General features: G+C 65.2%; 17 protein-coding genes. 11 read left to right on the top strand and 6 right to left on the bottom strand.

The genetic code is table 11. The features are described from left to right. Positions 1 to 234: 234 nt before the first annotated feature. The 6 genes from RZN05_RS06125 to RZN05_RS06100 all read left to right on the top strand — a co-directional run bounded on the left by RZN05_RS06125 (position 235) and on the right by RZN05_RS06100 (position 8923). Complete coding sequence (locus RZN05_RS06125) at positions 235 to 1506, top strand: MFS transporter (protein WP_317225733.1); 1272 nt, start codon at positions 235 to 237, stop codon at positions 1504 to 1506. 254 nt (positions 1507 to 1760) lie between these two features. Continuing rightward, positions 1761 to 2984: an acyl-CoA dehydrogenase family protein gene (locus RZN05_RS06120; RefSeq protein WP_317225732.1), complete on the top strand. Its 1224-nt coding sequence runs from the start codon at positions 1761 to 1763 to the stop codon at positions 2982 to 2984. A 95-nt stretch (positions 2985 to 3079) separates the two neighbouring features. After that, positions 3080 to 4150 carry an acyl-CoA dehydrogenase family protein gene (locus RZN05_RS06115; protein WP_317225731.1) on the top strand — a complete coding sequence of 357 codons (1071 nt, stop codon included), beginning with the start codon at positions 3080 to 3082 and terminating at the stop codon, positions 4148 to 4150. Between the two features lie 236 nt (positions 4151 to 4386). Then, the gene (locus RZN05_RS06110; RefSeq protein WP_394804785.1) at positions 4387 to 7134 is read left to right on the top strand and encodes a TonB-dependent receptor; all 2748 of its coding nucleotides are present in this window, start codon (positions 4387 to 4389) and stop codon (positions 7132 to 7134) included. 53 nt (positions 7135 to 7187) lie between these two features. Continuing rightward, on the top strand, positions 7188 to 8465 hold the full coding sequence (locus tag RZN05_RS06105) for a spinster family MFS transporter (protein ID WP_317227574.1): 1278 nt from the start codon (positions 7188 to 7190) through the stop codon (positions 8463 to 8465). A 113-nt stretch (positions 8466 to 8578) separates the two neighbouring features. Next, positions 8579 to 8923, top strand: coding sequence for a Dabb family protein (locus tag RZN05_RS06100; protein ID WP_317225729.1), 345 nt, complete (start codon positions 8579 to 8581; stop codon positions 8921 to 8923). A gap of 10 nt (positions 8924 to 8933) precedes the next feature. Here the strand turns inward: RZN05_RS06100 and RZN05_RS06095 are convergent, their stop codons facing one another. Then, complete coding sequence (locus RZN05_RS06095) at positions 8934 to 10166, bottom strand: TetR/AcrR family transcriptional regulator (protein WP_317225728.1); 1233 nt, start codon at positions 10164 to 10166, stop codon at positions 8934 to 8936. A gap of 143 nt (positions 10167 to 10309) precedes the next feature. Here RZN05_RS06095 and RZN05_RS06090 point away from each other — a divergent pair, with 143 nt between their 5' ends. The 4 genes from RZN05_RS06090 to RZN05_RS06075 all read left to right on the top strand — a co-directional run bounded on the left by RZN05_RS06090 (position 10310) and on the right by RZN05_RS06075 (position 14632). After that, entirely contained in the window at positions 10310 to 11593 is a 1284-nt protein-coding gene (locus RZN05_RS06090) for an acyl-CoA dehydrogenase family protein (protein WP_317225727.1), read from the top strand. A gap of 142 nt (positions 11594 to 11735) precedes the next feature. After that, entirely contained in the window at positions 11736 to 12821 is a 1086-nt protein-coding gene (locus RZN05_RS06085) for a Zn-dependent alcohol dehydrogenase (protein WP_317225726.1), read from the top strand. After that, complete coding sequence (locus tag RZN05_RS06080) at positions 12818 to 13834, top strand: phosphotransferase family protein (protein WP_317225725.1); 1017 nt, start codon at positions 12818 to 12820, stop codon at positions 13832 to 13834. The genes RZN05_RS06085 and RZN05_RS06080 overlap by 4 nt, the downstream gene beginning before the upstream one ends. Positions 13835 to 13846: 12 nt before the next feature. Then, positions 13847 to 14632 (top strand): SDR family NAD(P)-dependent oxidoreductase, encoded by a 786-nt coding sequence (locus tag RZN05_RS06075; RefSeq protein ID WP_317225724.1) that lies wholly within the window; start codon positions 13847 to 13849, stop codon positions 14630 to 14632. 76 nt (positions 14633 to 14708) lie between these two features. Here RZN05_RS06075 and RZN05_RS06070 read toward each other — a convergent pair whose 3' ends face one another. After that, positions 14709 to 15458, bottom strand: a complete 750-nt coding sequence (locus RZN05_RS06070; protein WP_317225723.1) for a hypothetical protein — start codon at positions 15456 to 15458, stop codon at positions 14709 to 14711. Between the two features lie 216 nt (positions 15459 to 15674). On the opposite strand from RZN05_RS06070, the gene RZN05_RS06065 reads away from it, so the two are divergent. Continuing rightward, the gene (locus RZN05_RS06065; RefSeq protein ID WP_317225722.1) at positions 15675 to 17306 is read left to right on the top strand and encodes a Na+/H+ antiporter; all 1632 of its coding nucleotides are present in this window, start codon (positions 15675 to 15677) and stop codon (positions 17304 to 17306) included. 6 nt (positions 17307 to 17312) lie between these two features. Here RZN05_RS06065 and RZN05_RS06060 read toward each other — a convergent pair whose 3' ends face one another. The 4 genes from RZN05_RS06060 to RZN05_RS06045 form a co-directional block, all read right to left on the bottom strand. Further along, the gene (locus tag RZN05_RS06060; protein ID WP_317225721.1) at positions 17313 to 18206 is read right to left on the bottom strand and encodes an acyl-CoA thioesterase; all 894 of its coding nucleotides are present in this window, start codon (positions 18204 to 18206) and stop codon (positions 17313 to 17315) included. 117 nt (positions 18207 to 18323) lie between these two features. Next, the gene (locus RZN05_RS06055) at positions 18324 to 19427 is read right to left on the bottom strand and encodes an acyl-CoA dehydrogenase family protein (RefSeq protein ID WP_317225720.1); all 1104 of its coding nucleotides are present in this window, start codon (positions 19425 to 19427) and stop codon (positions 18324 to 18326) included. A gap of 9 nt (positions 19428 to 19436) precedes the next feature. After that, positions 19437 to 20594, bottom strand: coding sequence for an acyl-CoA dehydrogenase family protein (locus RZN05_RS06050; protein WP_317225719.1), 1158 nt, complete (start codon positions 20592 to 20594; stop codon positions 19437 to 19439). 159 nt (positions 20595 to 20753) lie between these two features. Next, entirely contained in the window at positions 20754 to 22781 is a 2028-nt protein-coding gene (locus tag RZN05_RS06045) for a 3-hydroxyacyl-CoA dehydrogenase NAD-binding domain-containing protein (RefSeq protein ID WP_317225718.1), read from the bottom strand. Positions 22782 to 22784 lie beyond the last annotated feature (3 nt).

Raw genomic sequence — 22784 nt, 5'->3', positions numbered from 1 at the left:
GCTGCGCGGGTTGTAGAAACATACGAGCACGCCCGGGGCAAGCGGCGATAGCAGCCTGCGTCGTGCCGACGTTTCACGCACGGTCACTCCCTCTTCGCCATCGTGGTGATGCAATCGATACAGAGTCGAAACTGTCTAGGATTTAAATCGGGGACACGACGATGACGGCTCCACGGCATTCAATTTGCGGGCATGGCGGGTTTGGGACTAGGTGAGCCGATTGGGGAGAGGGACATGACCGCCGCACCGATCGCTTCGCACCGCCGCATCCTATTCGCGAGCCTGGTCGGTACCTCGGTCGAGTTCTACGATTTCTATATCTACGCGACGGCGGCGGCCTTAGTGTTCCCCGCGCTGTTCTTCCCGACCACCGATCCGGGGATTGCGCAGCTTGCCTCCTATGCCAGCTTCAGCGTTGCGTTCTTCGCCCGGCCGCTCGGCGGGCTGGTGTTCGGGCATTTCGGCGACCGCATGGGGCGGAAGTCGACCCTAGTCGCGTCGCTGATGCTGATGGGCATTTCGACCGTGCTGATCGCGTTCCTGCCGACCTACGCGATGATCGGGTGGGTGGCGCCGGCGTTGCTCTGCCTGCTGCGCTTCGGCCAAGGGCTGGGGCTGGGCGGCGAATGGGGCGGGGCGAGCCTGCTTGCGGTGGAGAATGCGCCGCCCGGCTGGGCCAATCGCTATGGCAGCTTCCCGCCGATGGGCGCGCCGGTGGGGTTCATCTTCGCAAACGGGTTCTTCCTGATCCTCGGCGCGCTCCTCACCGACGAGCAGTTCCGCGAATGGGGCTGGCGGCTGCCCTTCCTCGCCAGCGCGGGATTGGTGAGCCTGGGGCTGTGGGTGCGCGTCAAGCTGACCGAGACCCCGGCGTTCGTCGCCGCGCAAGAGGCCGCGCCGCCGTCCAAGATCCCGGTGGGCGAGCTGTTCCGCGACCATTGGCTGCCGACGCTGGCGGGGACGGTCGGCACCGTCGCGTGCTTCGCGCTGTTCTATATCTCGACGGTGTTCATCATCGGCTATGCCACCAAGGGTCTGGGCTATGGCCGCGAGACCTTCCTGGGCGTCGAGCTGGTGGCGATCCTGTTCATGGCGGCGGGGATCTGGGTTGCGTCGAGCCTGGCGGACCGGCACGGCGCGACGCGCATTTTGGCGATCGGCTGCGTCGCGACGGTGGGCGCGGGGCTGACGATCGGGTGGTTCGTCATTGCTGGCGCGCTGGGCAGCGTGTTCCTCTGGCTGGCGGGCGGGCTCTTCGTGATGGGGTTCGTGTACGGGCCGCTCGGCGGGTGGCTACCGAGTCTGTTCCCCGCGCGGGTGCGCTATACCGGCGTGTCGGTGACGTTCAACCTGGGCGGGATCATCGGGGGAGGGCTGACGCCGCTGATCGCCGCGGCGCTGGTCGAGCGCGGCGGGCTGGGGCTGGTGGGCTATTATCTTGCCGGGGCTGCGATGCTAAGTTTGGTGGGGCTGGCGCTGGTGGGGCGGCGTGCGCACCAAGCTTAGCGTCTGCCGACGGAAGCTGCGATATCCGTCCGAGGACCATGCGCTTGCCGTCGTCCGCAGATCGGGATTGGTGCTCAGGCCATATCGGTGCGATCGGTGCGGGTCGTTCCATTTGACCAGCCGGACCCGGGGGAAGCGTGTAGTCTAGACCACCCTGTATTCCGGCCCGCAACGGGGAGGACGTCGGGATGACTTGACGCTGTCGTTGCCATACCGCATTTTCGAATCGAGCCGATGCGGCCGAGGAGAGGATGATGGCGACGGCACCCGAGATCGATGCGCCGGCGGACCCGCTGGGCGCCTTCCGCAGCGAAGTCCGCGACTGGCTGGCAGCGCATTTCCCGCCTTCGCTCAAGGGCAAGGACAATGCGATGTCGGCGGTCGAGGGGCCGCACGAGAATTCGCCCGAGGAGGACGCTTGGCAGGCGGCGATGGGCGAGAAGGGGTGGGGCGTGCCGACCTGGCCAAGCGACTATGGCGGCGGCGGGCTGAGCCGGGCCGAGGCGCGCGTGCTGCAGGAGGAAATGGCGCGGATCGGCGCGTGGAACCCGATCGGCGGGATGGGCGTGATGATGTTTGGGCCTACGTTGCTCGAATATGGCAGCGAGGAACAGAAAAGCGAGCATATCCCAGCGATCGCCAAGGGCACGGTCCGCTGGTGCCAGGGCTATTCGGAGCCGGGCGCGGGTTCGGATCTCGCCTCGCTACAGTGCTTCGCCGAAGACAAGGGCGATCATTACCTCGTCAATGGGCAGAAGACATGGACCAGCGGTGGGCAATGGGCGGACAAATGCTTCATGCTCGTGCGTACCGACCGGACGAAGAAGCATGAGGGGATCACCTTCCTGCTCTGCGACATGGATACGCCGGGAGTCGAGGTAAAGCCGATCCGGCTGATCTCGGGATCGTCGCCCTTTTGCGAGACCTTCTTCACCAATGTGCAGGTGCCCAAGGCCAATCGCGTTGGCGCGGAGGGGCAGGGCTGGACGATCGGCAAGCGGCTGCTCCAGCACGAACGGTCGAGCCTGTCGGGCGGCGGATCGGCGGCGGGTCGATTGTTCGCGCAGGGCACGCCGCTGGCGCCGCTAGCCAAGACGTTCGTCGGCGAGGACGAACAGGGACGGATCGCCGATCCCGAGCTGCGCGGGCGGATTGCGCGGCACGAGATGGATCTCCGGGCGTTCCTCGCGACGCTACGACGGGCGTCGCAGGAGGTTGCGTCGAACCAGGGTCCTTCGGCGACCACGTCGATCATGAAGAATGTCGGCGCGCGGCTGATCCAAGAGCGCTCCGAATTGCTGATCGAGATCCGTGGGCTCGCCGGGTTGGGCTGGGAAGGCGAGGGGTTCGAGGCAGATGCGCTCAAGGATGCGCGGGCCTGGCTCTTCGGCAAGGCGGTGTCGATCTATGGCGGATCGAGCGAGATCCAGAACAATGTGATCGCTAAGCGCATCCTGGGGATGCTGGACCATCAATAGCGCCGTCACCCCAGCGAAAACTGGGGTCGGTCTCCACCCGACATGCGCTTGCGGCGCGAGATTCCAGCTTCCGCTGGGCTGACGAGGACCAAAACATGGCAGTCCTTACTGAAGAACAGACGATGCTGCGCGACATGGCGCGCGAATGGGCAGACAATGAGGCGCCCGTCGGGGCGTTCCGGAAGATGCGCGATGCGGCGCCTGCTGCATTCTACGACGCCGATGCCTGGCGCGCGCAGGCCGAGATGGGCTGGGCGGGGATATTGGTGCCCGAGGCGCAGGGTGGCGCGGGGATGGGCTATCTGTCGCTAGGGCTCGTGCTCGAGCAGCTCGGGCGCAACCTTGTCGCGACGCCGCTTGCCGCCACCGCTGCGGCGACGAGCGCGCTGATCCTAGGCGGTTCGGAGGCGCAGCGGGCCGAATGGCTGCCGCGGATCGCCGCGGGTGACGTGGTCGCGGCACTTGCCGTGGACGAGGGGCCGCGCTTCGCGCCCGAGCGGATCGAGACGCGCGTCGAGGACGGCAGGCTCAGCGGCACCAAGTATTTCGTTGCCGAGGGGGATAGCGCACGGCTGTTCGTCGTGGCGGCCGCCGACGGGCTGTACCTCGTGTCGGGCGACGAGGGCGTGACGCGCAGTGCGCGGAAGCTGGTCGACGCGCGCAGCCATGCCGAGGTCCGCTTCGAGGGCGCGCGGGCGGAGAAGCTGGAGGGTGGCCGGGATCTCGTCACCCAGGTGACCGATCGTGCGGCCGCCGCTTTGTCGGCCGAGATGCTCGGTATGGCCGAGGCGGCGTTCGCGCAGACCAACGACTATCTCAAGACGCGCGTCCAGTTCGGGCAGGTACTCAGCAGCTTCCAGGCGCTCCAGCATCGCATGGCGAAGATGCTCACCGAATTGGAGCTGACGCGATCGGTGGTCGAGGGTGCGCTGGAGGCGATCGATTCTGGGCGTGCGAACGTCAGCCAGGAGGTCAGCCTCGCTAAGGCGACCGCGAACGAGACGCTCCATCTGGTCAGCCGCGAGATGGTCCAGCTCCATGGCGGGATCGGGATGACCGACGAGCATGATGCCGGCTTCTATTTGAAGCGCGCTCGGGTGCTCGAGGCGATGTGGGGCAATGCCGCATGGCACCGCGACCGCTTCGCGCGGCTGAACGGCTACTGATCCTGGATTGCTCCCGCTCGTTCGAGCGAAGTGATGTAGCCTAGGCCATGCCCGATTTCCAAAACTCGGTTTGCTGCGGCGCACCCCGCGTTCGCACTGGTGCAATCGGGCAACACCTCTCATCCAGTCCCGCTTTGCAACGTTTGTTACGCTTGACGCCGTCTCGCTAAACAGGTGTTATTCGAGACTAGGGTATGGAACCGCCAAGCGTTCCGGCCCGTGGTGGAGAGGAGAGGATGATGCGGTTACGCCTTCTATCGGCCTGCGCGGCTCCGGCTATGGTCATGGCGCTCGCGGCGCCCGCCTGGGCGCAGGATACGCAGGGAAGCACCACCGCCGAACCCGCCGACCAGGCGGACGATAGCGGCTACGACTCGAACGTGATCGTCGTGACGGCCCAGGGCCGCGCGCAGGTGCTCGCCGACGTGCCGCTCGCGGTCTCGGCGATCAGTGCCGAGACGCTCCAGCAATCGGGCGCGACCGACATCCGCGCGCTCAACCAGGTCGCGCCGTCGCTGCTCGTCTCCTCGACCGGCAGCGAGGCCAACGGCTCGGCGCGTATCCGCGGCATCGGCACGGTCGGCGACAATCCCGGCCTCGAAAGCTCGGTCGCGGTGTTCATCGACGGCGTCTATCGCTCGCGTTCGGGCATCGGCCTCAACGAACTGGGCGAGATCGACCGGATCGAAGTGCTGCGCGGGCCGCAGGGCACGCTGGGCGGACGCAATGCTTCGGCGGGCCTGATCAGCATCACCAGCAAAGCGCCCTCGCCGACCTTCGGGGCGGGCGCAGAGGTCACTTATGGCAATTACGATCACCTGCGCCTCTCGGGCTATCTCAACGCGCCGCTGGGCGATACGCTCGCAGCGCGGGTGGATGGCGTCTATGTCAAGCGCGACGGCTTCTACCAAGATCTGACCAACGATCGCGACATCAACAACCGCAACCGCTATTTCGTCCGCGGCCAGCTGATGTTCGAGCCGTCGAGCGACCTGACGATCCGGCTGATCGGCGACTATACCCACCGCGACGAGGAATGCTGCGCCGCAACGTACGTCAACAAGCAGATGAACGAGTATATCGGCGGGCTCAACGATCCGGCGCAGAACAACATCGTTCGCGTGCTACAAGGGCTGGGCCAGCCGGCCGCGGCGTTCACCGAAGGCTATAGCCGCGACATCTATGTCAGCCCTGGCCGGAGCTATGCCGGCATCACCAAGGATTGGGGCGGATCGCTGCAGATCGACCTTAATTTGGGCGGGGCCAAGCTGACCTCGATCACTGCGTATCGCGACTATCGGAGCGACCAGGGATCGGATACCGACTACAGCTTTGTCGATCTCCTCTATCGCGCCGCGGACGGCAATTCGGCACGGCATTTCAAGACGTTCAGCCAGGAGCTGCGGCTTCAGGGCACCGCGTTCAACGAGAGCCTCGACTGGCTGATCGGTGGCTATTTCGCCAACGAGGACCTCGAGGTCACCGACAATCTCCGCTTCGGCAACCAATATGGCAGGTTCGCGACCTGCCGTATCGTCAGCGGCAGCGCACTTGCGGCTCTGTACTCGCCTACCTCCGCGGGGTGTCTGGCGGCACGCCCGGCCGCGTTTGGCGCAGCTTCCCCGGTGATCTATGCCGGGTTCGACCGGCTCGACGGGATCAACAATCGCGGATCGACGCTCGACATCTACGACCAGAACAGTCGCAACTGGGCGCTGTTCACGCATAACATCGTCCATGTAGCCAAGGGCTTGGATTTCACCTTCGGCCTTCGCTACACCAACGAGCGCAAGCGGTTCGACGCTAGGTTCGGCAACGATAACGTTGCCTGCACCCAGAACCAGGCGGCCTTACTGCCGCTACGGCCCAATGCCGCGCTGACCGCAGTGATCGACGGTATCCTCGGGCTGTCGTGCCAGGGCAATTCGACTGCCGAGCTCAACGGCGTGTCGATCAACGACGAGCGCAAGGAAGACGAGTTCACCGGCACCGCGGTGGTCTCGTACAAGCCGACCGACGACCTGATGGTCTACGGCTCCTACTCGCGCGGTTACAAGGCTGGCGGTTTCAATCTCGACCGCTCGGCACTCAAGGTGCCGATCCTGCCGTTCGGCGGGCAGGCGGGGACGCAGGCGCTGGTTCGCAACCTCCAGTTCGACCCCGAGACGGTCAATGCCTTTGAAATCGGCCTCAAATATTCGACCGGGCCGTTCAGCCTAAACATCGCGGCCTATCGGCAGGAGTTTAAGAACTTCCAGCTCAACACGTTCAACGGCACGGTCTTCCTGGTCCAGAACATCAATGGTTGCAGCAGCAATCTGAACGGCGGCGACCGCGACCAGAACAAGTTCCCGGGCACCGCCAACTACAACGCCGGCGCCGCGACGACGGGTTCGTGCGGGGCCGATGACGTCACGTACGGGGTACGTTCGCAGGGCGTCGAACTCGAAGCATCGCTGGTGCCGCATCGCGATATCCGAGTGGGGCTGGGCCTGACCTATTCGGACACCAAATATCGCGAGCAGTTGGTCGGCAACGCGGCGGGCGCACCGCTCGACCAGGCGCTGCGCAAGCTGCCGGGTGACAATCTGTCGAACGCGCCCGAGATCGTCGCGACGGCATCGTTTGCCTGGACCCCCGACATCGGCGGTTCGGGGTTGAGCGGACTGTTCTATATCGACAGCCGTCTCACGGACGACTTTAATACGGGGTCCGACTTGTTCCCGCAAAAGGAGCAGGACAGCTTCGCGCTCTTCAACGCGCGCATCGGCGTCCGTGGGCCCGACCAGCGCTGGGCGCTGGAATTCTGGGGCCAGAACATCTTCAACGAGAACTACACCCAGGTGGCGTTCAACTCGCCCTTCCAAGAAGGCGCGGCGAGCGCGCCCTTCACCGATCCGCAATATCCGGGCGGTCGGCAGATCTTCTCGGCCTATCTTGCCGAGCCGCGGACCTATGGCGTGACGCTGCGGTCACGTTTCTGATCCTCGAAGGGGAGCGGGCGATCCGCTCCCCTTTTTCTTGAAGGGATGCCCCTCTGACAGTCGATCCTGCCGCGGGCGATGCGCATGCGATCCGGCGGCGGTCGCTGACGCTGGCGCTGCTGACGCTGACCTATTTCTTCAGCTATATGGACCGGCAGATCCTCGCGATCCTGCAGGAACTGATCAAGGCGGACCTGAAGCTCAGCGATACCCAGCTCGGGCTTCTTTCGGGGCTGGCCTTCGCGATCTTCTATGCGACGCTGGGCATTCCGGTCGCACGGCTCGCCGACCGCGCCAACCGCAAGAACATCGTCGCAGTCAGCCTGGCGATCTGGAGCGCGATGACCGCGGCGGGCGGGCTGGCGCACAATTTCACGCAATTGCTGGTCGCGCGGATCGGCGTGGGGATCGGCGAGGCAGGATCGTCGCCGCCCAGCCATTCGATCATAGCGGACCTCTATCCGCCCGAAAAACGCGCGGGGGCAATGGGGATCTACTCGCTCGGCGTCGTGCTCGGGGCGGCGCTGGGCACCTTTATCGGTGGACTGGTGGCGAGCGCCTATGGCTGGCGGATCGCGATGTTCGTGATTGGGCTGCCGGGGATCGTGCTGGCGGTAGTGGTCTGGCTGTTTGTCGTGGAACCGCGGCGCGGGCTGGCCGACGCCAAGACGCACACCGCGCACGATGCGATGCCGTCGCTGTGGAACGGTTTCGCATCGATCCTGTCGAACGGGCCGGCGCTGCACCTGGTGATGGCGGTGACCCTCACTTCGATGATCGGCTACGGGCTGACAGCCTGGGGGCCGAGTTTCATGGTGCGCTCGCTGGGGTTCAGCGTGCGCGAGATATCGCTCTACGTCGCGCTGCCGGCAGGGCTGGCGGGGGCGGCGTCGGCGGTGTTCGGCGGCAGGCTCGCAGACAGACTGGCGCGGACTCATGGGCTGCATGCGCAGGCAACGATGGTCGCGGTGCTCAAGGCGCTGGCGCTACCGTTCACGCTCGGCTTCTTCCTGCTCGGCAGCCCGGTCGCGGCGGTGCTGAGCTATCTGGCCTATGTGCTGCTCGCCAACAGCTATCTCGGGCCGACCTTCGCGCTGATCCAAGGGCTCGCACCAGTGCGGCTGCGCGCCCTGTGGGCGGCGATAACCCTGCTGGTGATCAATTTGATCGGGCTGGGGCTGGGGCCGACCCTGGTGGGGGTGATCAGCGATCTGCTCAAGCCCTCGCTGGGGTCGGAATCGCTGCGCTGGTCGATGCTGGTGTTCGCCGCAGCGACGCCCTGGGCGATCTTCCATTATTGGCGCGCCGGGGCGCTGCTCCGGCGCGGATAGGCCGGTTGTCAGGCGCAACGCGAGACGTCATGCTGGGGAAAATCACTGAGGGATTCTGCATGCCAGTCAATCGTAGAGACGCCATGACGGCGGTGGCGCTGGGGGGAGCGGCGATGGTTTCGAATACGGCATCGGCGGCGCCCGCTGCGGGCAAGATCGTCCATCATGTGTTCTTCTGGCTCAAGAATCCGGAATCGGTCGCCGATCGAGACGCCTTGATCGCCGGGCTGCGCGAACTCGCCAAGATCGACGTGATCCGCGACCTACAAATCGGCGTACCCGCATCGACCGAGCAGCGCGACGTGGTCGATTCTAGCTTCCAGGTCTCCGAGCTGATGGTGTTCGACACCGTCGTCGACCAGAAGACCTATCAGGATCATCCGCTGCACAAGGCGTTCGTCGCCAAGTGCGAGCATCTGTGGCGCAAGGTGATCGTCTACGACATGCGTACGGTCTGAGCCGGCGCGGTCAGCCGTCCAGTACGCGATCGTCGAACAGACCGTAAGCGAGGGTCGAGGCGTAGAACGCCACGGCCTTTTCGCGCGGCATCGTGCTTGCCCATTTGCGCATGTCGAAGGCGGCGTTCTGGAGCGCCATCAGCGCCTGCGATGCCACCAGCGGATCGATCGCGCGGATCGAGCCTTCGGCGATACCGTCCGAAAGCATGCCGGCGAAGCGGCGGGCGATGCGGTTCGAGCGGTCGATCATCGTCGAGCGGACATGCGGCGGCAGGCCTGACAGCGCCGTAGTGCGCAGTAGCGGCCCGCGCTCGGAGAATTGATAGTCGAGCAGCGTGGCGACGGTGGTTTCGAGCCGGTCCCACTGGCTGCCCTGGTGGCTCTCGGCGAGGCGCTGGGCGTCGGCGATGATGTCGAAGCTGCGCTTGTAGCAGGCGATTACCAGATCGTCCTTGGCATCGAGATGGTGGTAGAAACTGCCCTTGGTGACGTTGAGCTCGGACGCGATGCGCTGGACCGAGGCGCCGCGATAGCCGAGCTCGTTGATCAGCCGGGTGGCGGCGAGCAGGAAGGCCTCGCGGCCGGGCTCGGGTTCGTCATGCTCCAGGTCGAGCAGCTCGGGACGCCAGGCTTGGTCGGGCGCGGCGATGCCGGCACGGAACACTTCCATCAGCCGTGCCTCGACACGGGGATATTCGTCGACTTCGTAGCGCGGCAGCCAGGCAGTGAGCCAGAAGGTGTTCTCGAGCAAAACATGTGCGCGGGCGCCGTGGAGATCGGTCTCAGCGCGCGTGCGCCCGATGCCCCACAGGCTGCGGGTTTTGCGGAAGATGTTGCGCCAGCCCGCCATGAGCTGGCCCTTCATCGGGTCTTCCATCGCGCGCAGGTCCGAGAGGATCGCGAAATCGCGTTCCTCGCCGCGGCGGATGCGCGCGAGCCGCTCCATGTTGATATTGAGGTAGCGCGCTACGCGGGCCTCGGGCGTCGGTTCTTCCAGCGCGGCGTCGAGCATCGCGTCGAGCCGCTCGAGCGTCTGCTCGAACGCTGCGGCGGCGAGGTCTTCCTTGCGCTTGAAATAATAGGTGACCGACGTGGTGTTGAGCCCGACGCGGCGCGCGACGTCGGCGAAGGTCATTCCCTTCGCACTCTGTTCGTTGATCGCGTCGGCGGCCGCGGCGAGGATCGCATCGCGCTTGGCCTGGAAGCGCTTGGTGCCGCTTTCGAGAGTTCCGGGTGCATTCATTGCATTCGAGCTTAGCGGATTCGCCGCGCAGCCAAAGCGTTTTTTGAAGGTTCGTGTCTCGATTTTTCTCTACGTCACTCCCCTTTACCGAATATGCGGTACGGTCTAGGCAGGTCCGCACAACCGTGTTGGAGAGTGCTGCCATGGACTTCACGCTGACCGAGCGCGAAACCTATTTCCGCGACCTCGTGAAGGCGTTCATCGACAGCGAGATCCGGCCCCGCGACGGCGACTATCACGCCCAGCAGCGGGAGGGCGATCGCTGGAAGGTGATCCCGGTGATCGAGGAAGTGAAGGCCAAGGCGAAGGCGGCGGGGCTGTGGAATTTCTTCATGCCACCCAATTCGGGCCAAGCCCATGTCGACGACAGCTTCGCATTCGAAGGCACCCAGTTGAGCAATCTCGAATATGCGCTCTGCGCGGAGGAGATGGGGCGGCTCGGCTGGGCGTCCGAGTGCTTCAATTGCTCGGCGCCCGATACCGGCAATATGGAAGTGCTCCACCGCTATGGGACACGGGAACAGAAGGATGCGTGGCTGGCGCCGCTGATGGCGGGTGAGATCCGCTCGGCATTCCTGATGACCGAGCCCGCGGTGGCGTCATCCGACGCGACCAACATCCAGACGCGGATGGAGCGCGACGGCGATCACTACGTAATTAATGGGCGCAAATGGTGGTCGTCGGGCGTTGGCGATCCGCGCTGTAGAATCGCGATCGTGATGGGCAAGACCGATATCGGAGCCGCCAAACATGCCCAGCAGAGCATGATCCTCGTGCCGCTCGACGCGCCCGGCGTGACGATCGAGCGCATGCTTTCGGTTTTCGGGTATGATCACGCGCCGCATGGGCACGGCGAGGTGATGCTGGAGAATGTCCGCGTGCCGGCCGAGAACGTCCTGCTCGGCGAGGGGCGGGGTTTCGAGATCGCACAGGGGCGGCTCGGACCAGGGCGCATCCATCATTGCATGCGCACGATCGGGGTCGCCGAGGAGGCGATCACGGCGATGGCCAAGCGGCTGGTGAGCCGGGTGGCGTTCGGCAAACGGCTTTCGGACCATAGCGTCTGGGAGCAGCGCATCGCGCGCGCCCGGATCGATATCGAGATGACGCGGCTGCTCTGCCTCAAGGCGGCAGACATGATGGACAAGGCGGGCAACAAGGCGGCCCAGCTCGAGATCGCAATGATCAAGGTCCAGGCGCCGACGATGGCGCTGCAGATCATCGACGACGCGATCCAGGCGTATGGCGGCGCGGGCGTCTCGGGCGATTTCGGACTGGCGCATGATTGGGCGGCGATCCGGACCCTGCGGCTCGCCGACGGGCCCGACGAGGTACACAACCGGGCGATCGCGCGGGCGGAATTCGGGAAGTGGGGGGAAGTCAAGGCGGATCGGGTTTCGTCGGGTGAGATTGGGGTGAGCCGGTGAGCGCCGCCAAGCTCCTCCCCGGAACGGGGAAGGGGACCAGCCGCAGGCTGGTGGAGGGGGCTCTCCCCATAAAGCCACCCTCGCGGATAGCCCCCTCCGTCAGCGCTGCGCGCTGCCACCTCCCCGTGCCGGGGAGGATCAAGTGAAGGCAGCCGTATTATTCGAGGCGGGCAAGCCGCTGGAGATCGCCGAAGTACGGGTGGACAAGCCTGGGCCTCGCGAAGTGCTGATCCGCACCGTGGCGTGCGGCGTGTGCCGATCGGACCTGCACTTCGTCGACGGCGCCTTCCCGCATCCCGTCCCGACGGTGCCTGGGCACGAGGCCGCGGGGATCATCGAGGCCGTGGGTAGCGACGTCGCACACCTCAAGCCTGGCGATCATGTCATTACCTTCTTCACGGTGTTCTGCGGATCGTGCGAGATGTGCGTGACCGGGCGGCCATCGCTGTGCATCGATCCCTCGACGCGGCGCCCCGCCGATGCCGAGCCGCGGTTACGCCTCGCCGATGGCACGCCGCTGGCGCCGTTCCTCAATCTCTCGGCCTTTGCCGAGATGATGCTGGTCCACGAGAATGCCTGCGTGGCGATCAGCAAGGAGATGCCGCTCGACCGCGCGGCGCTGCTCGGCTGTGCGGTAATCACCGGGGCGGGGGCGGTGTTCAACGACAGCCGCGTGCGGCCCGGCGAGAGCGTCGCGGTGATCGGCGCGGGCGGGATCGGGCTCGCCGCGATCAATGCCGCCAGGATCGCCGGCGCGGGGCAGATCCTCGCGATCGATCCGATGCCCGAGAAGCGCGAACTGGCGATGAAGCTAGGCGCGACAGGGACGCTCGATCCGAATTCTGAGGCGATCGTCAAGGACGTGCTCAAGCGCACGGGTGGCGGCGTGCATTATGCGATCGAAGCGGTGGGGCGGCCGAATACCGCCGAGCTGGCGTGGAACATTCTCCGCCGCGGCGGCACCGCGACGATCCTCGGGATGATCGCGCCGGGGGGCAATGTCAGCCTGCCGGGGCCGACATTCCTGACGGGCAAGAAGATCCAGGGTTCGCTGCTGGGGTCGACGCGTTTCCCGATCGACATGCCGCGGCTGGTCCAGATGTATCTCGACGGACTGCTCGATCTCGACACGATGGTCGCCGAACGGATCAGGCTGCGCGACGTCAACGATGCGCTGGAGAAGCTGCGCGGCGGGCACAGCGTGCGCTCGGTAATCGAATTCGCATGAGCGACATGGACGACGCGCGGCTTGGCCAATGGCTTCTGGGCAACGTCGCGGGCTTCGTGGGGCCGTTCAATGTCGAGAAGTTCGCAGGCGGACAGAGTAATCCGACTTATCGCATTGATGCAGAAAGCGGATCGTACGTGCTGCGGCGCAAGCCGTTCGGGCCGATCTTGCCCTCGGCGCATGCCGTCGAGCGCGAGCACCGGCTGATAGCCGCCCTGCATCCGACCGGTTTCCCGGTCGCGCAGCCTTATGGGCTTTGCGAGAATCCGGAAGTGATCGGCGCGCCCTTCTACATCATGGAGATGGTCGAGGGACGGACCTTCTGGGACGGCGCGCTGCCCGACATGGCGCCGGCCCAGCGCACCGCGGTGTACGAGGCGATCGTCGATACGCTCGCGGCGCTGCATTCGGTGGACTATGAAGCGGCTGGGCTCGGCGATTACGGCAAGCCGGGCAATTATTTCGAGCGGCAGGTGGCGCGCTGGTCGAAGCAGTATCGCGCCAGCCAGACCGATGATCTTCCCGAGATCGAGCGGCTGATCGAATGGCTGCCGCGCACTGTCCCCGCACAGACGCGGACGGCGATCGTCCATGGCGATTTCCGCATCGACAACATGATCTTCGACGCCGCGCAGCCCAGGGTGCTGGCAGTGCTCGACTGGGAACTGTCGACGCTCGGCGATCCACTTGCCGACTTCTCCTATTTCCTGATGAGTTGGGTGACGGCACCCGAGGGCAGGTCGGGCGTGCAGGGGCTGACCGGGCCGGCGACGGGCATCCCGACGATCGAGGCGGTAGTCGAGCGCTACTGCGCGGCGACGGGCCGCGAGGGCGTGCCCGACCTCAACTGGTATTTCGCGTACAATCTGTTCCGCCTTGCCGGGATCGTGCAGGGCATCAACAAGCGGGTCCTCGACGGCAATGCCTCGAGCGCGCAGGCGGCCAAGACGGTCGAGCGGCTGCCGGGACTGGTGGCAGCCGCCTGGGGGTTTGCGGAGAAGGCCGGGGCTTGAGTGGGGGATAGCATGCGCTTCAAGGACAAGACCGTCATCATCACCGGCGCGGGATCGGGGATCGGGCGGGCCGCCGCGCGATTGTTCGCGGAGGAAGGCGCGCAGGTCGTCGCCTCCGATCTGAGCGAGAGCGTGCACGAGACCGTCGCCGGGCTCGGCGGTGCGGTGGCGTTGCAGATGGACGCTGGCGACGAAGCCGATGTCGAACGTCTCGTGGCCACGGCATGCGAGCGCTTCGGCGGGCTGGATGTGTTCTTTGCCAATGCCGGCATCTCCGGCGGTGCCTCGGGCATCTTCGATTCAAGCGTCGATCTCTGGGCCGAAGTGCTGCGGGTGAACCTGATTGGCCCGGCGCTGGCGATCAAGCATGCCGGGCCCAGGATCGTCGAGCGCGGCGGCGGCACGATTCTCTGCACAGCGAGCGTCGCGGGACTGCGTTCGGGCGCGGGTGGACCGGCCTATTCGGCGTCGAAGGCGGGAGTGATCAACCTCGTCCAGACCGCCGCGCAGCAGCTTTCCACCTCCAACGTGCGAGTCAACGCTATCTGCCCCGGGCTGATCGAGACCGGGATGACCCAGCGCGCGTTCGACTATGCCCGCGAGATGGGGAAGGAAGACAAGCTCGGCAGGCTGAACCCGCTGCGCCGCGCCGGCGCGCCCGAGGAGATCGCGCGGGTCGCACTGTTCCTGGCCTCGGACGAGGCGAGTTATGTCAACGGCCAGGCCTGGGTGGTCGATGGCGGGCTCTCGTCGAGCCATCCGGTGACGCGGCAGGAATTCGGTAAGCCGGCGTTTTGAAAGCGGGATTCGCTGGACTTGAGAAGTTAATTGTCAGGCGGATGTCGGGCGCTGGAAATCTCGCCGAGCCAACGGCTTAATCAGCCCGCTCTATGCGAACCGAGCCAGCGCCGTCGGCATTCTTCGCCACGCTCTTTGCCCTCCATAGATTGCTACGCTTGCTCTTTCCTTCGTCGCGCTTGCCCTGCTTTGCAGCGTCGATAGCCTCGCTCAATGCTGACTTATATGCCTTCACCAGTAGAGAGCTGACGCCGAGCTCCTCCACCGTCAAGCCACTATGAAATTTGGTCGCACTACGTGCATTGGCATTGAGTATCATGGATTCGAGCGTACCCATCGTATCGTGATAGCGGACTGTTAACAGATCTGATACAGCATGCCATCGTTCGCGCACTTCATCACCTTCGAAGTACGCGCCTAACCTCACCTCCAAAGTGTCTGCGCTGGCTCGGAAATTTCCGTAATTTCCAGCAAGCTCGACCATGTTCGGCTGCGGAAGAAAGTTACTGTCGCTTCGCAATAGGCGCTTGAACCAGGGTCTCATTGCTTGCGCTCGTGCATCTCTTGCCAGAGATGTCCGGGCGCGGCGGAACTGCAGCATCTGGAAGTAGAAAGTCGCCGCTATGCGGGCCATGTCTTGGACAATTTGCTCCCGCATGTCCCGATCCGCATCTTTACGCCTTTTGCGATCAAGCAAGCGAGAAACGGCTAGCGCTGCAAGTAGCGATCCCACTATCGCGGTAGTTGCGGGACCGATCACGGCCAGCAGTAATTTCTGCCAGAGCGGCTCGCCGGCAATGTGGCCGATCTGAATGCTTATTAGCATGCCCTGCCTCCTCGCTATGACATTACTATCTGAGCTACAAGGTGACACACCAGCAGCGAAAGACGAATGTCTGCTTTCGGGGCGAGCGACCGCAAAGTGGGGGCGCATAGCCGTCAATATGAGACCCTGCCTGAGCAGCCACATGTCTCACAGCAAACCCTTGCCCCGGCTAGGCCCCGACCGTTAGGAGCCTCATACACCTACAGGGAGCAAATTTTGGATACAGTCACGATCGTCCTGGTCTTGCTGCTGGCGGTGGTGGTCAGCGGTGCGGTGTCGCGGATGCTGCCCATTTCGCTGCCGACGCCATTGGTGCAGATCGCATTGGGCGCGGTGATTGGGCTTTCGGTCAATTATCGCGTTACCCTCGATCCCCAGCTCTTCCTGCTGCTGTTCCTGCCGCCTTTGCTCTTCCTCGATGGTTGGCGCATCCCCAAGGACGAGCTGCTCAAGGATGTGTCAACCGTGGTCGAGCTCGCGCTCGGGCTAGTGTTGCTCACCGTGGTCGGCATGGGGCTGTTCATCCACTGGATGATCCCGGCGATGCCGCTTGCGGTCGCCTTCGCGCTGGCGGCGGTCGTTTCGCCGACCGATCCGATCGCGGTGTCGGCGATTGCCGCGCGCGTGCCGATCCCCAAGCGGATGATGCACATCCTCGAGGGGGAATCGCTGCTCAACGATGCCTCGGGCCTCGTCTGCCTGCGCTTTGCCGTCGCGGCGGCGCTGACCGGCACCTTCTCGGCCAGCGGCGCGGCACTCAACTTCCTGTGGGTCGCGGGAATGGGCCTGGCGATCGGCGTGATCGTGACGTTGGCGGCAACGCGCGCCAAGGCCTGGGTGACCAAGCGCTGGGGCGAGGATACCGGGTCGCAGATCCTGGTCAGCCTGCTGATCCCGTTCGGATCGTATCTGCTCGCCGAGCATATCCATGCCTCGGGCATCCTCGCCGCGGTGAGCGCCGGCGTGACGATGACCTTTGCCGAGATCTCCCGTCAGGCGATGGCGGTAACCCGCATGCGTCGCAATTCGGTGTGGGACACGATCCAGTTCTCGCTCAACGGCATCATCTTCGTGCTGCTCGGCGAGCAGTTGCCCGGGATCCTGGGCGGTGCGCGCGAGACGGTGGCGCTGAGCGGGCATGCCGAGCCGTGGTGGCTGGCGGTTTATGTCATCGCGATCGTCGCGGGGCTGGCGGCGCTCCGCTTCGTCTGGGTGTGGGCTTCGCTCAAGTTGACCATCTTGCGCAAGCGCAGCGATGCGATAGCGATCCAGAGCCCGGACTGGCGGCTGATCGCGGCGATGTCGCTCGCGGGCGTGCGAGGCGCGATCACACTGGCAGGTGTGCTGACGCTGCCGCTCGCGCTCGACGACGGGACGCCGTTTCCGGCGCGCGACCTCGCGATCTTCCTGGCGACCGGCGTGATCATCGTCTCGCTGGTGATCGCCAGTGTCGGGCTGCCGATGCTGCTAAAGGGACTGGCGATGCCGCCCGAGCCTTCGAAGCAGGCGGAAGAGGCTGCCGCGCGCGTCGCCACTGCCGAGGCGGCGATCCGCGCGATCGAAGCGTGCCAGCACGCACTGGCCGAGACGCATGGCGAGGCCGACCGGTATGCGGCGGCGGGCGGACGCGTGATGGACCTGTATCGCGAGCGGATCGAGGGCCTCGCTCAGGGGCCTTCCGATGCAATGCGCGCCGAGGAGCGGCTGGTGCGCGAGTTCCGGCTGGTCGGGGTGAAGGCCGAGCGGGCAGCCTTGGTCGAACTGGCCCGGGCGCGGCAATTGGGTAGCGAAGTCGCACGGAAACTCACCCGTGAGCTCGATCTGTCCGAGGCGCGCCACCGAGGCTGAGGCGCGTCAGTCCCTGTCGCGCTTGAGCCGTATCAGCCCTTCTTGCGCGACGCTGGCCACGAGGCGGCCATCTCTCGCGAAGATCTTGCCGCGATTGAACCCGCGCGAATGGCCGGCCCAGGGACTGTCGGTGGTGTAGAGCAGCCAGTCGTCTAAGCGGAACGGCTCGTGCAGCCAGATCGCGTGATCGAGGCTGGCGGTCTGGACGTCGCCGGTCATCCAGCTCACCCCGTGCGGAAGCAGGCAGGTGCCGAGCAGGGTCATGTCGCTGGCATAGGCCAGCATCGCGCGGTGGAGCGCGAGGTCGTCGGGCAACGGCGCAACGACGCGGAACCAGCTATGCTGGTGCGGCGCGATCTTCTCGGGCGCGAACCAGTTGCGCGGATTGACCGGGCGGATTTCGATCGGCCGGGCACGCAGGAAGAAACGCCGGAATTTCTCGGGCACTTGATCGCGTATCTGCTCGCGCAGCTCGTGTTCGGAACGCAAATCGTCCGGGTCGGGTACGTCGGGCATTGCGTCCTGATGCGCCAGACCCTCCGCGGGCGCCTGAAAGCTTGCTGTCATGTTGAGGATAGGCTGGCCTTTCTGCATCGCGATGATGCGGCGATTGGCGAAGCTGCGCCCCTCGAAATCGCGGACGACGCGAAAAATGATCGGGTGGTTCTCGTCGCCCGGGCGCATGAAATAGGCGTGAAGCGAGTGCGCAACCTTGTCGCCATCGACCGAGCGCTGCGCGGCCTGGAGCGCCTGCGCGATGACTTGCCCGCCGAACACGCGGCCGACGCCGCCGGGCAGGCGGGGGCCGCGATAGAGGTCGGTGTCGATCTCCTCGACGTCGAGCAGCGTGGTGAGCTGGGTTACGAGCTCGGTGGGGGTATGTTCGGGCGTGTCCGTCATCGATCTATTCCGTCATCCCGGCGGAAGCAGGGTTCTCCTGCGACTTATATCCCGCGCCCTTGTTTAAGATCCCGGCTTTCGCCGGGATGACGGTGAGACGGAGCGGACGCGTAGTCATCAATATCCCGCCGCCTGCGCCAGCGCATCGGCGTGGAAATTGGCGTCGCCGAACAGCTCGGCGAGGACGCGGGCGCGCTTCATGTAAAAGCCGATGTCGTATTCGTCGGTCATGCCGATGCCGCCGTGCATCTGGATGCCTTCCTGCACCGACAACGTGGCGGCGAGACTGGTCATCGCCTTGGCGACCGAGACGGCGTCGGCGGCGCGCTCGTCGCCGGCATCGAGTAGTTGCTGCGCCTTGAGCACCGCGGCGCGCGCGACTTCCATCTCGCTGTAGAGATGCGCGGCGCGGTGTTGGAGCGCCTGGAAGCTGCCGATCACCTGGCCGAATTGCTTGCGCTCCTTAAGGTACGACACCGTCATGTCCATCGCGCCGCCGCCGACGCCGAGCAATTCGGCAGAGGCGCCGGTGCGTCCCGCGGCGAGCAGGCGGGCCAGGGGGGCATGGTCGACTTCGCCCACGACCGCATCGGCATCGACTTCGACGCCGTCGAAAGTCAGGCGTGCAGCGAGGCTCGCGTCGGCGAGTCGCTGGGGATCGGCGGTGAAACCCTTGGCGTCGGTGGGTACGGCGAACAAGGTCGTGCCGTGCTCGGTCGCGGCGGCGACGAGCAGCAGGTCGGCGACATGGCCATGCGCGACGAACTGCTTGGTGCCGGTGAGGCGGAAGCCGTTGCCCACGCGCTCGGCCTTCATTTCGATGCGGCCATCATGCTTGGCGCGCTCGTCAACTGCCAGCGCGGCGACGGTCTCGCCGGCGAGGATGCTGGGGAACCAGCGTGCGGCGTGCGGGGTGCCGTTGAGAGCCTCGACTGCGGCGACGGCGGTGGTCAAGAAGGGGGAGGGCGAGAGGTTGCGACCAATCTCCTCGAGAACGACGCCCGCCTCGGCATGGCCTAAGCCCAGGCCATTGTCTGCCTCGGGGATCAGGATGCCGATGAGGCCCAGCTCGGCGAACTGCTTCCAGAGGTCGCGGCTGAAGCCGGTAGCGTCGTTTGCATCGCGCAGCGCACGCATGTGGCTGACGGGGGCATGCTCGGCAACGAAATCGCGCGCGGTGTCGCGGAGCATCGCCTGTTCGTCGGTGAGATAGAGGGACATGTCGGTTCCTCAGGAAGGAAGGTCGAGGATGCGCTTGGCGATGATGTTGAGCTGGATCTCGCTCGTCCCGCCTTCAATCGAATTGGCCTTGGTGCGCAGCCAGGCGCGGGGCGCTGCGCCGTGGCTGCCGGCCTCGCTTTCCCATTCGAGCGCGTCGCTGCCGCCTGCCGCCATCTGCAGCTCATGTCGCGCCTTGTTGAGCTCGGTGCCGTAATATTTCATCATCGAGGGCTGGGCAGGATGCGCCTTGCCCGCCTTGAGCTCGTCGATGAAGCGCTCGGACATCGCCTTGAATGCCTGCGAGCGGACCTGGAACAGCGCGATCTGGCCCCGCAGGATCGGATCTACGCCGGTGCGCGCCGCTTCGACCAGAGGATCGCTGGCGGCGCCTCCCAGCCCCATGCCGGAGATCATCTCGCGCTCATGGCCGAGCAGGTATTTGGCGACATCCCAGCCCTTGTTCTCGTCATAAACGCGATTGACCTTGGGCACCTTCACATTGTCGAAAAAGGTCTCGCAGAAGGGCGAATAGCCGCTGATCAGCAGGATCGGCTTGGTCGACACGCCTTCGCTGGCCATGTCGAACAGCACGAAGCTGATCCCGCCCTGTTTGCTGGTCTTGTCGGTGCGGACGAGACAGAAGATCCAGTCGGCCTGATCGGCGTAGGACGTCCACACCTTCTGGCCATTGACGATATAGTGGTCACCACCATCCTCAGCGCTGGTCTGCAGCCCGGCAAGGTCGGAGCCGGCATTGGGCTCGCTATAGCCCTGGCACCAGCGGATCTCGCCGCGGGCGATCTTGGGCAGGTGCTCCAGCTTCTGTTCCTCGGTACCGTATTTGAGCAGCGCCGGGCCAAGCATCGAGATGCCGAAGCTGCTGAGCGGGTTGCGGCATTTGAGCCGTGCCATTTCCTCGCGGAGGATCTTGGTCTCGGCTGGGCTAAGACCGCCGCCGCCATATTCGCTGGGCCAGTCCGGGACGGTCCAGCCGCGCGCACCCATCCGGTCCATCCACAGCTTCTGGTCGGGATGCGCATAGACCGGGTTGCGGCCGCCCCAGGTGGCATCCTTTTCGCCGCGCATGGGGCTGCGCATGGTCTCCGGGCAATTGGCTTCGAGCCAGGCGCGGGTTTCGGCGCGGAAGGTTTCCAGATCCTCTGCCATTTATCCTCTTCCTAAACCTCCCTCCCATCGGGAGAGGTAGGGGCCCGCCGCCGTCAGGCGGTGGAAGGATGAAGGTGACGTGCCGCTGTTCCGGTCGTCCTCAGCCTTCCGCCGCCCTAGGCGGCTCCCTCCCTCTCCCAAGGGAGAGGGAGAGTGGTCCTACTTGTTGAACTTCTCGCCATTCTCCGCCTTCTCGCGGAGGAGGGGAGCAACCTCGAAGCCGTACTTCTCTAGGCCGGCGACGATCTTCGCGAGCCCCTCGCTATCCGCCCAGAGCATCGGTCCGCCGCGGTACGGCGGCCAGCCATAGCCGTACACCCACACAACATCGATGTCAGACGCGCGCTGCGCCATGCCTTCCGCCAAGATCAGCGCGCCTTCGTTGACCATCGTGTAGAGCGTGCGGACGACGATCTCCTCCTCGGTGATCTCGTGGCTCGGCACCTTCAGCTTCTCGCGCCATTCCTCGATCAGTTCGGCGACGCGCGGGCTGTTCGAGGGGGTGCGCTTCTCGTCATAGTCGTAGAAGCCGGCGCTCTTCTTCTGGCCCCAGCGGCCCTCCGCGGCGAGGGCGTCGCGGATGTTCTCGATGCGGTTCGGGTCGCGGTGCCAGCCGATATCGACGCCGGCGAGATCGGCCATCTGGAACGGCCCCATCGGCATGCCGAACGCGACATGGACCTTGTCGATCTGCTCGGGCGTGGCGCCCTCGAGCAGCATCTTGTTCGCCTCGACCTGGCGCGGCATCAGCATGCGGTTGCCGATGAAGCCGTAGCAAACCCCTGCGATTACAGCGACTTTCTTGATCTTCTTGCTGAGCGCCATCGCCGTGGCGAGGACGTCGTCGGCGGTCTTGGCGCCGCGGACGATCTCGAGCAACTTCATGATGTTGGCGGGCGAGAAGAAGTGGAGGCCGAGAACGTCCTGCGGGCGGCTGGTGGCGGCGGCGATCTCGTCCACGTTGAGGTACGAGGTGTTCGAGGCGAGGATCGCGCCGGGCTTGGCGATTGTGTCCAGCCGGCCGAACACCTCCTTCTTGACGTCCATGCTCTCATAGACCGCTTCGATGATCAGGTCGCACTCGGCGAGATCGTCGAAGTTCAAGGTCGGCTTGAGCAATCCCATCGCGCCTTCGACTTGCTCGGCGGTCATCCGGCCCTTGGCGGCGGTTGCCTCGTAATTTTTCCGCATCGTGCCGGTGCCGCGGTCGAGCGCGTCCTGCGACATCTCGACGATCGTCACCGGGATGCCCGCCGAGAGGAAGTTCATGCTGATCCCGCCGCCCATCGTGCCGGCGCCGATCACGCCGACGCGCTTGATGTCGCGGAGCTGGATGTCTTCGGCGATGCCGTCGATCTTGGCGGCCTTGCGCTCGGCGAAGAAGATGTGGCGCAGCGCCGCAGACTGGCTGCCCATGATCAGCTTCATGAACCCCATCCGCTCGGCCTGGACGCCCTCGGCATAGGGCTTGCCCGCGGTTTGCTCGATCAGGTCAACGATCACGTTGGGGGCGTCGAGCCCGCGGAAGCGCTTTGCGTTGGTCTCGCGGAACTTGGCGAACACCGCGGGATCGACGTCGACCGGACGCCCGGACGAACGCGATACCGGCTTGCCGATGACTTCGCTCGCAAAGGCAACGGCGTCGGCGAGAAGGTTGCCCTCGGCGGCGAGGCGATCGACCAGACCGATTTCCTTGGCGCGATCGGCGGAGATCGGATCGCCCTTGGTGGCGAGCTCGAGCGCGGCCTCCACTCCGGCAACGCGCGGCATACGCTGGGTGCCGCCGGCGCCGGGAAGGATGCCGAGCTTGACTTCGGGCAGCCCGAACTTCGCGCTGGGCACCGCGATGCGATAGTGCGAGGCGAGCGCGACTTCGCAGCCGCCGCCGAGCGCCGTGCCGTGGACCGCGGCGATCACCGGCTTGTCGAGCGCCTCGATCTGGTCGACCAGCACCGGGAGCGAGGGCTCCTGCATGTTCTTGCCGAACTCGGTGATGTCGGCGCCGGCGAAGAAGGTTTTCCCCGCGCAGGTGATGATCACTGCCTTGATGCTGTCGTCGCTCTTCGCTTCCTCGATCCCGGCTGCCAGGCCCTGGCGCACGGCGTTGCTCAGCGCGTTCACCGGCGGGCTGTCCGAGGTGAGGATCAGGATGTCGCCCTGGCGGCTGGTGGTGATCGGGGAAGTCATGTC

The organism is Sphingomonas sp. HF-S4 (assembly GCF_032911445.1).
Lineage (GTDB): Bacteria > Pseudomonadota > Alphaproteobacteria > Sphingomonadales > Sphingomonadaceae > Sphingomonas > Sphingomonas agrestis.
Note: the sequence above shows the minus strand (reverse complement) of the source record. Positions and strands in the feature narration are given on the sequence as shown.

Excerpts from the sequence above, each read along its gene's own strand:
- RZN05_RS06125 (WP_317225733.1), top strand. The coding sequence starts at position 235 with ATGACCGCCGCACCGATCGCTTCGCACCGCCGCATCCTATTCGCGAGC.
- RZN05_RS06120 (WP_317225732.1), top strand. The coding sequence starts at position 1,761 with ATGGCGACGGCACCCGAGATCGATGCGCCGGCGGACCCGCTGGGCGCC.
- RZN05_RS06115 (WP_317225731.1), top strand. The coding sequence starts at position 3,080 with ATGGCAGTCCTTACTGAAGAACAGACGATGCTGCGCGACATGGCGCGC.
- RZN05_RS06110 (WP_394804785.1), top strand. The coding sequence starts at position 4,387 with ATGATGCGGTTACGCCTTCTATCGGCCTGCGCGGCTCCGGCTATGGTC.
- RZN05_RS06100 (WP_317225729.1), top strand. The coding sequence starts at position 8,579 with ATGGTTTCGAATACGGCATCGGCGGCGCCCGCTGCGGGCAAGATCGTC.
- RZN05_RS06095 (WP_317225728.1), bottom strand. The coding sequence starts at position 10,166 with ATGAATGCACCCGGAACTCTCGAAAGCGGCACCAAGCGCTTCCAGGCC.
- RZN05_RS06090 (WP_317225727.1), top strand. The coding sequence starts at position 10,310 with ATGGACTTCACGCTGACCGAGCGCGAAACCTATTTCCGCGACCTCGTG.
- RZN05_RS06080 (WP_317225725.1), top strand. The coding sequence starts at position 12,818 with ATGAGCGACATGGACGACGCGCGGCTTGGCCAATGGCTTCTGGGCAAC.
- RZN05_RS06075 (WP_317225724.1), top strand. The coding sequence starts at position 13,847 with ATGCGCTTCAAGGACAAGACCGTCATCATCACCGGCGCGGGATCGGGG.
- RZN05_RS06070 (WP_317225723.1), bottom strand. The coding sequence starts at position 15,458 with ATGCTAATAAGCATTCAGATCGGCCACATTGCCGGCGAGCCGCTCTGG.
- RZN05_RS06060 (WP_317225721.1), bottom strand. The coding sequence starts at position 18,206 with ATGACGGACACGCCCGAACATACCCCCACCGAGCTCGTAACCCAGCTC.
- RZN05_RS06055 (WP_317225720.1), bottom strand. The coding sequence starts at position 19,427 with ATGTCCCTCTATCTCACCGACGAACAGGCGATGCTCCGCGACACCGCG.
- RZN05_RS06050 (WP_317225719.1), bottom strand. The coding sequence starts at position 20,594 with ATGGCAGAGGATCTGGAAACCTTCCGCGCCGAAACCCGCGCCTGGCTC.
- RZN05_RS06045 (WP_317225718.1), bottom strand. The coding sequence starts at position 22,781 with ATGACTTCCCCGATCACCACCAGCCGCCAGGGCGACATCCTGATCCTC.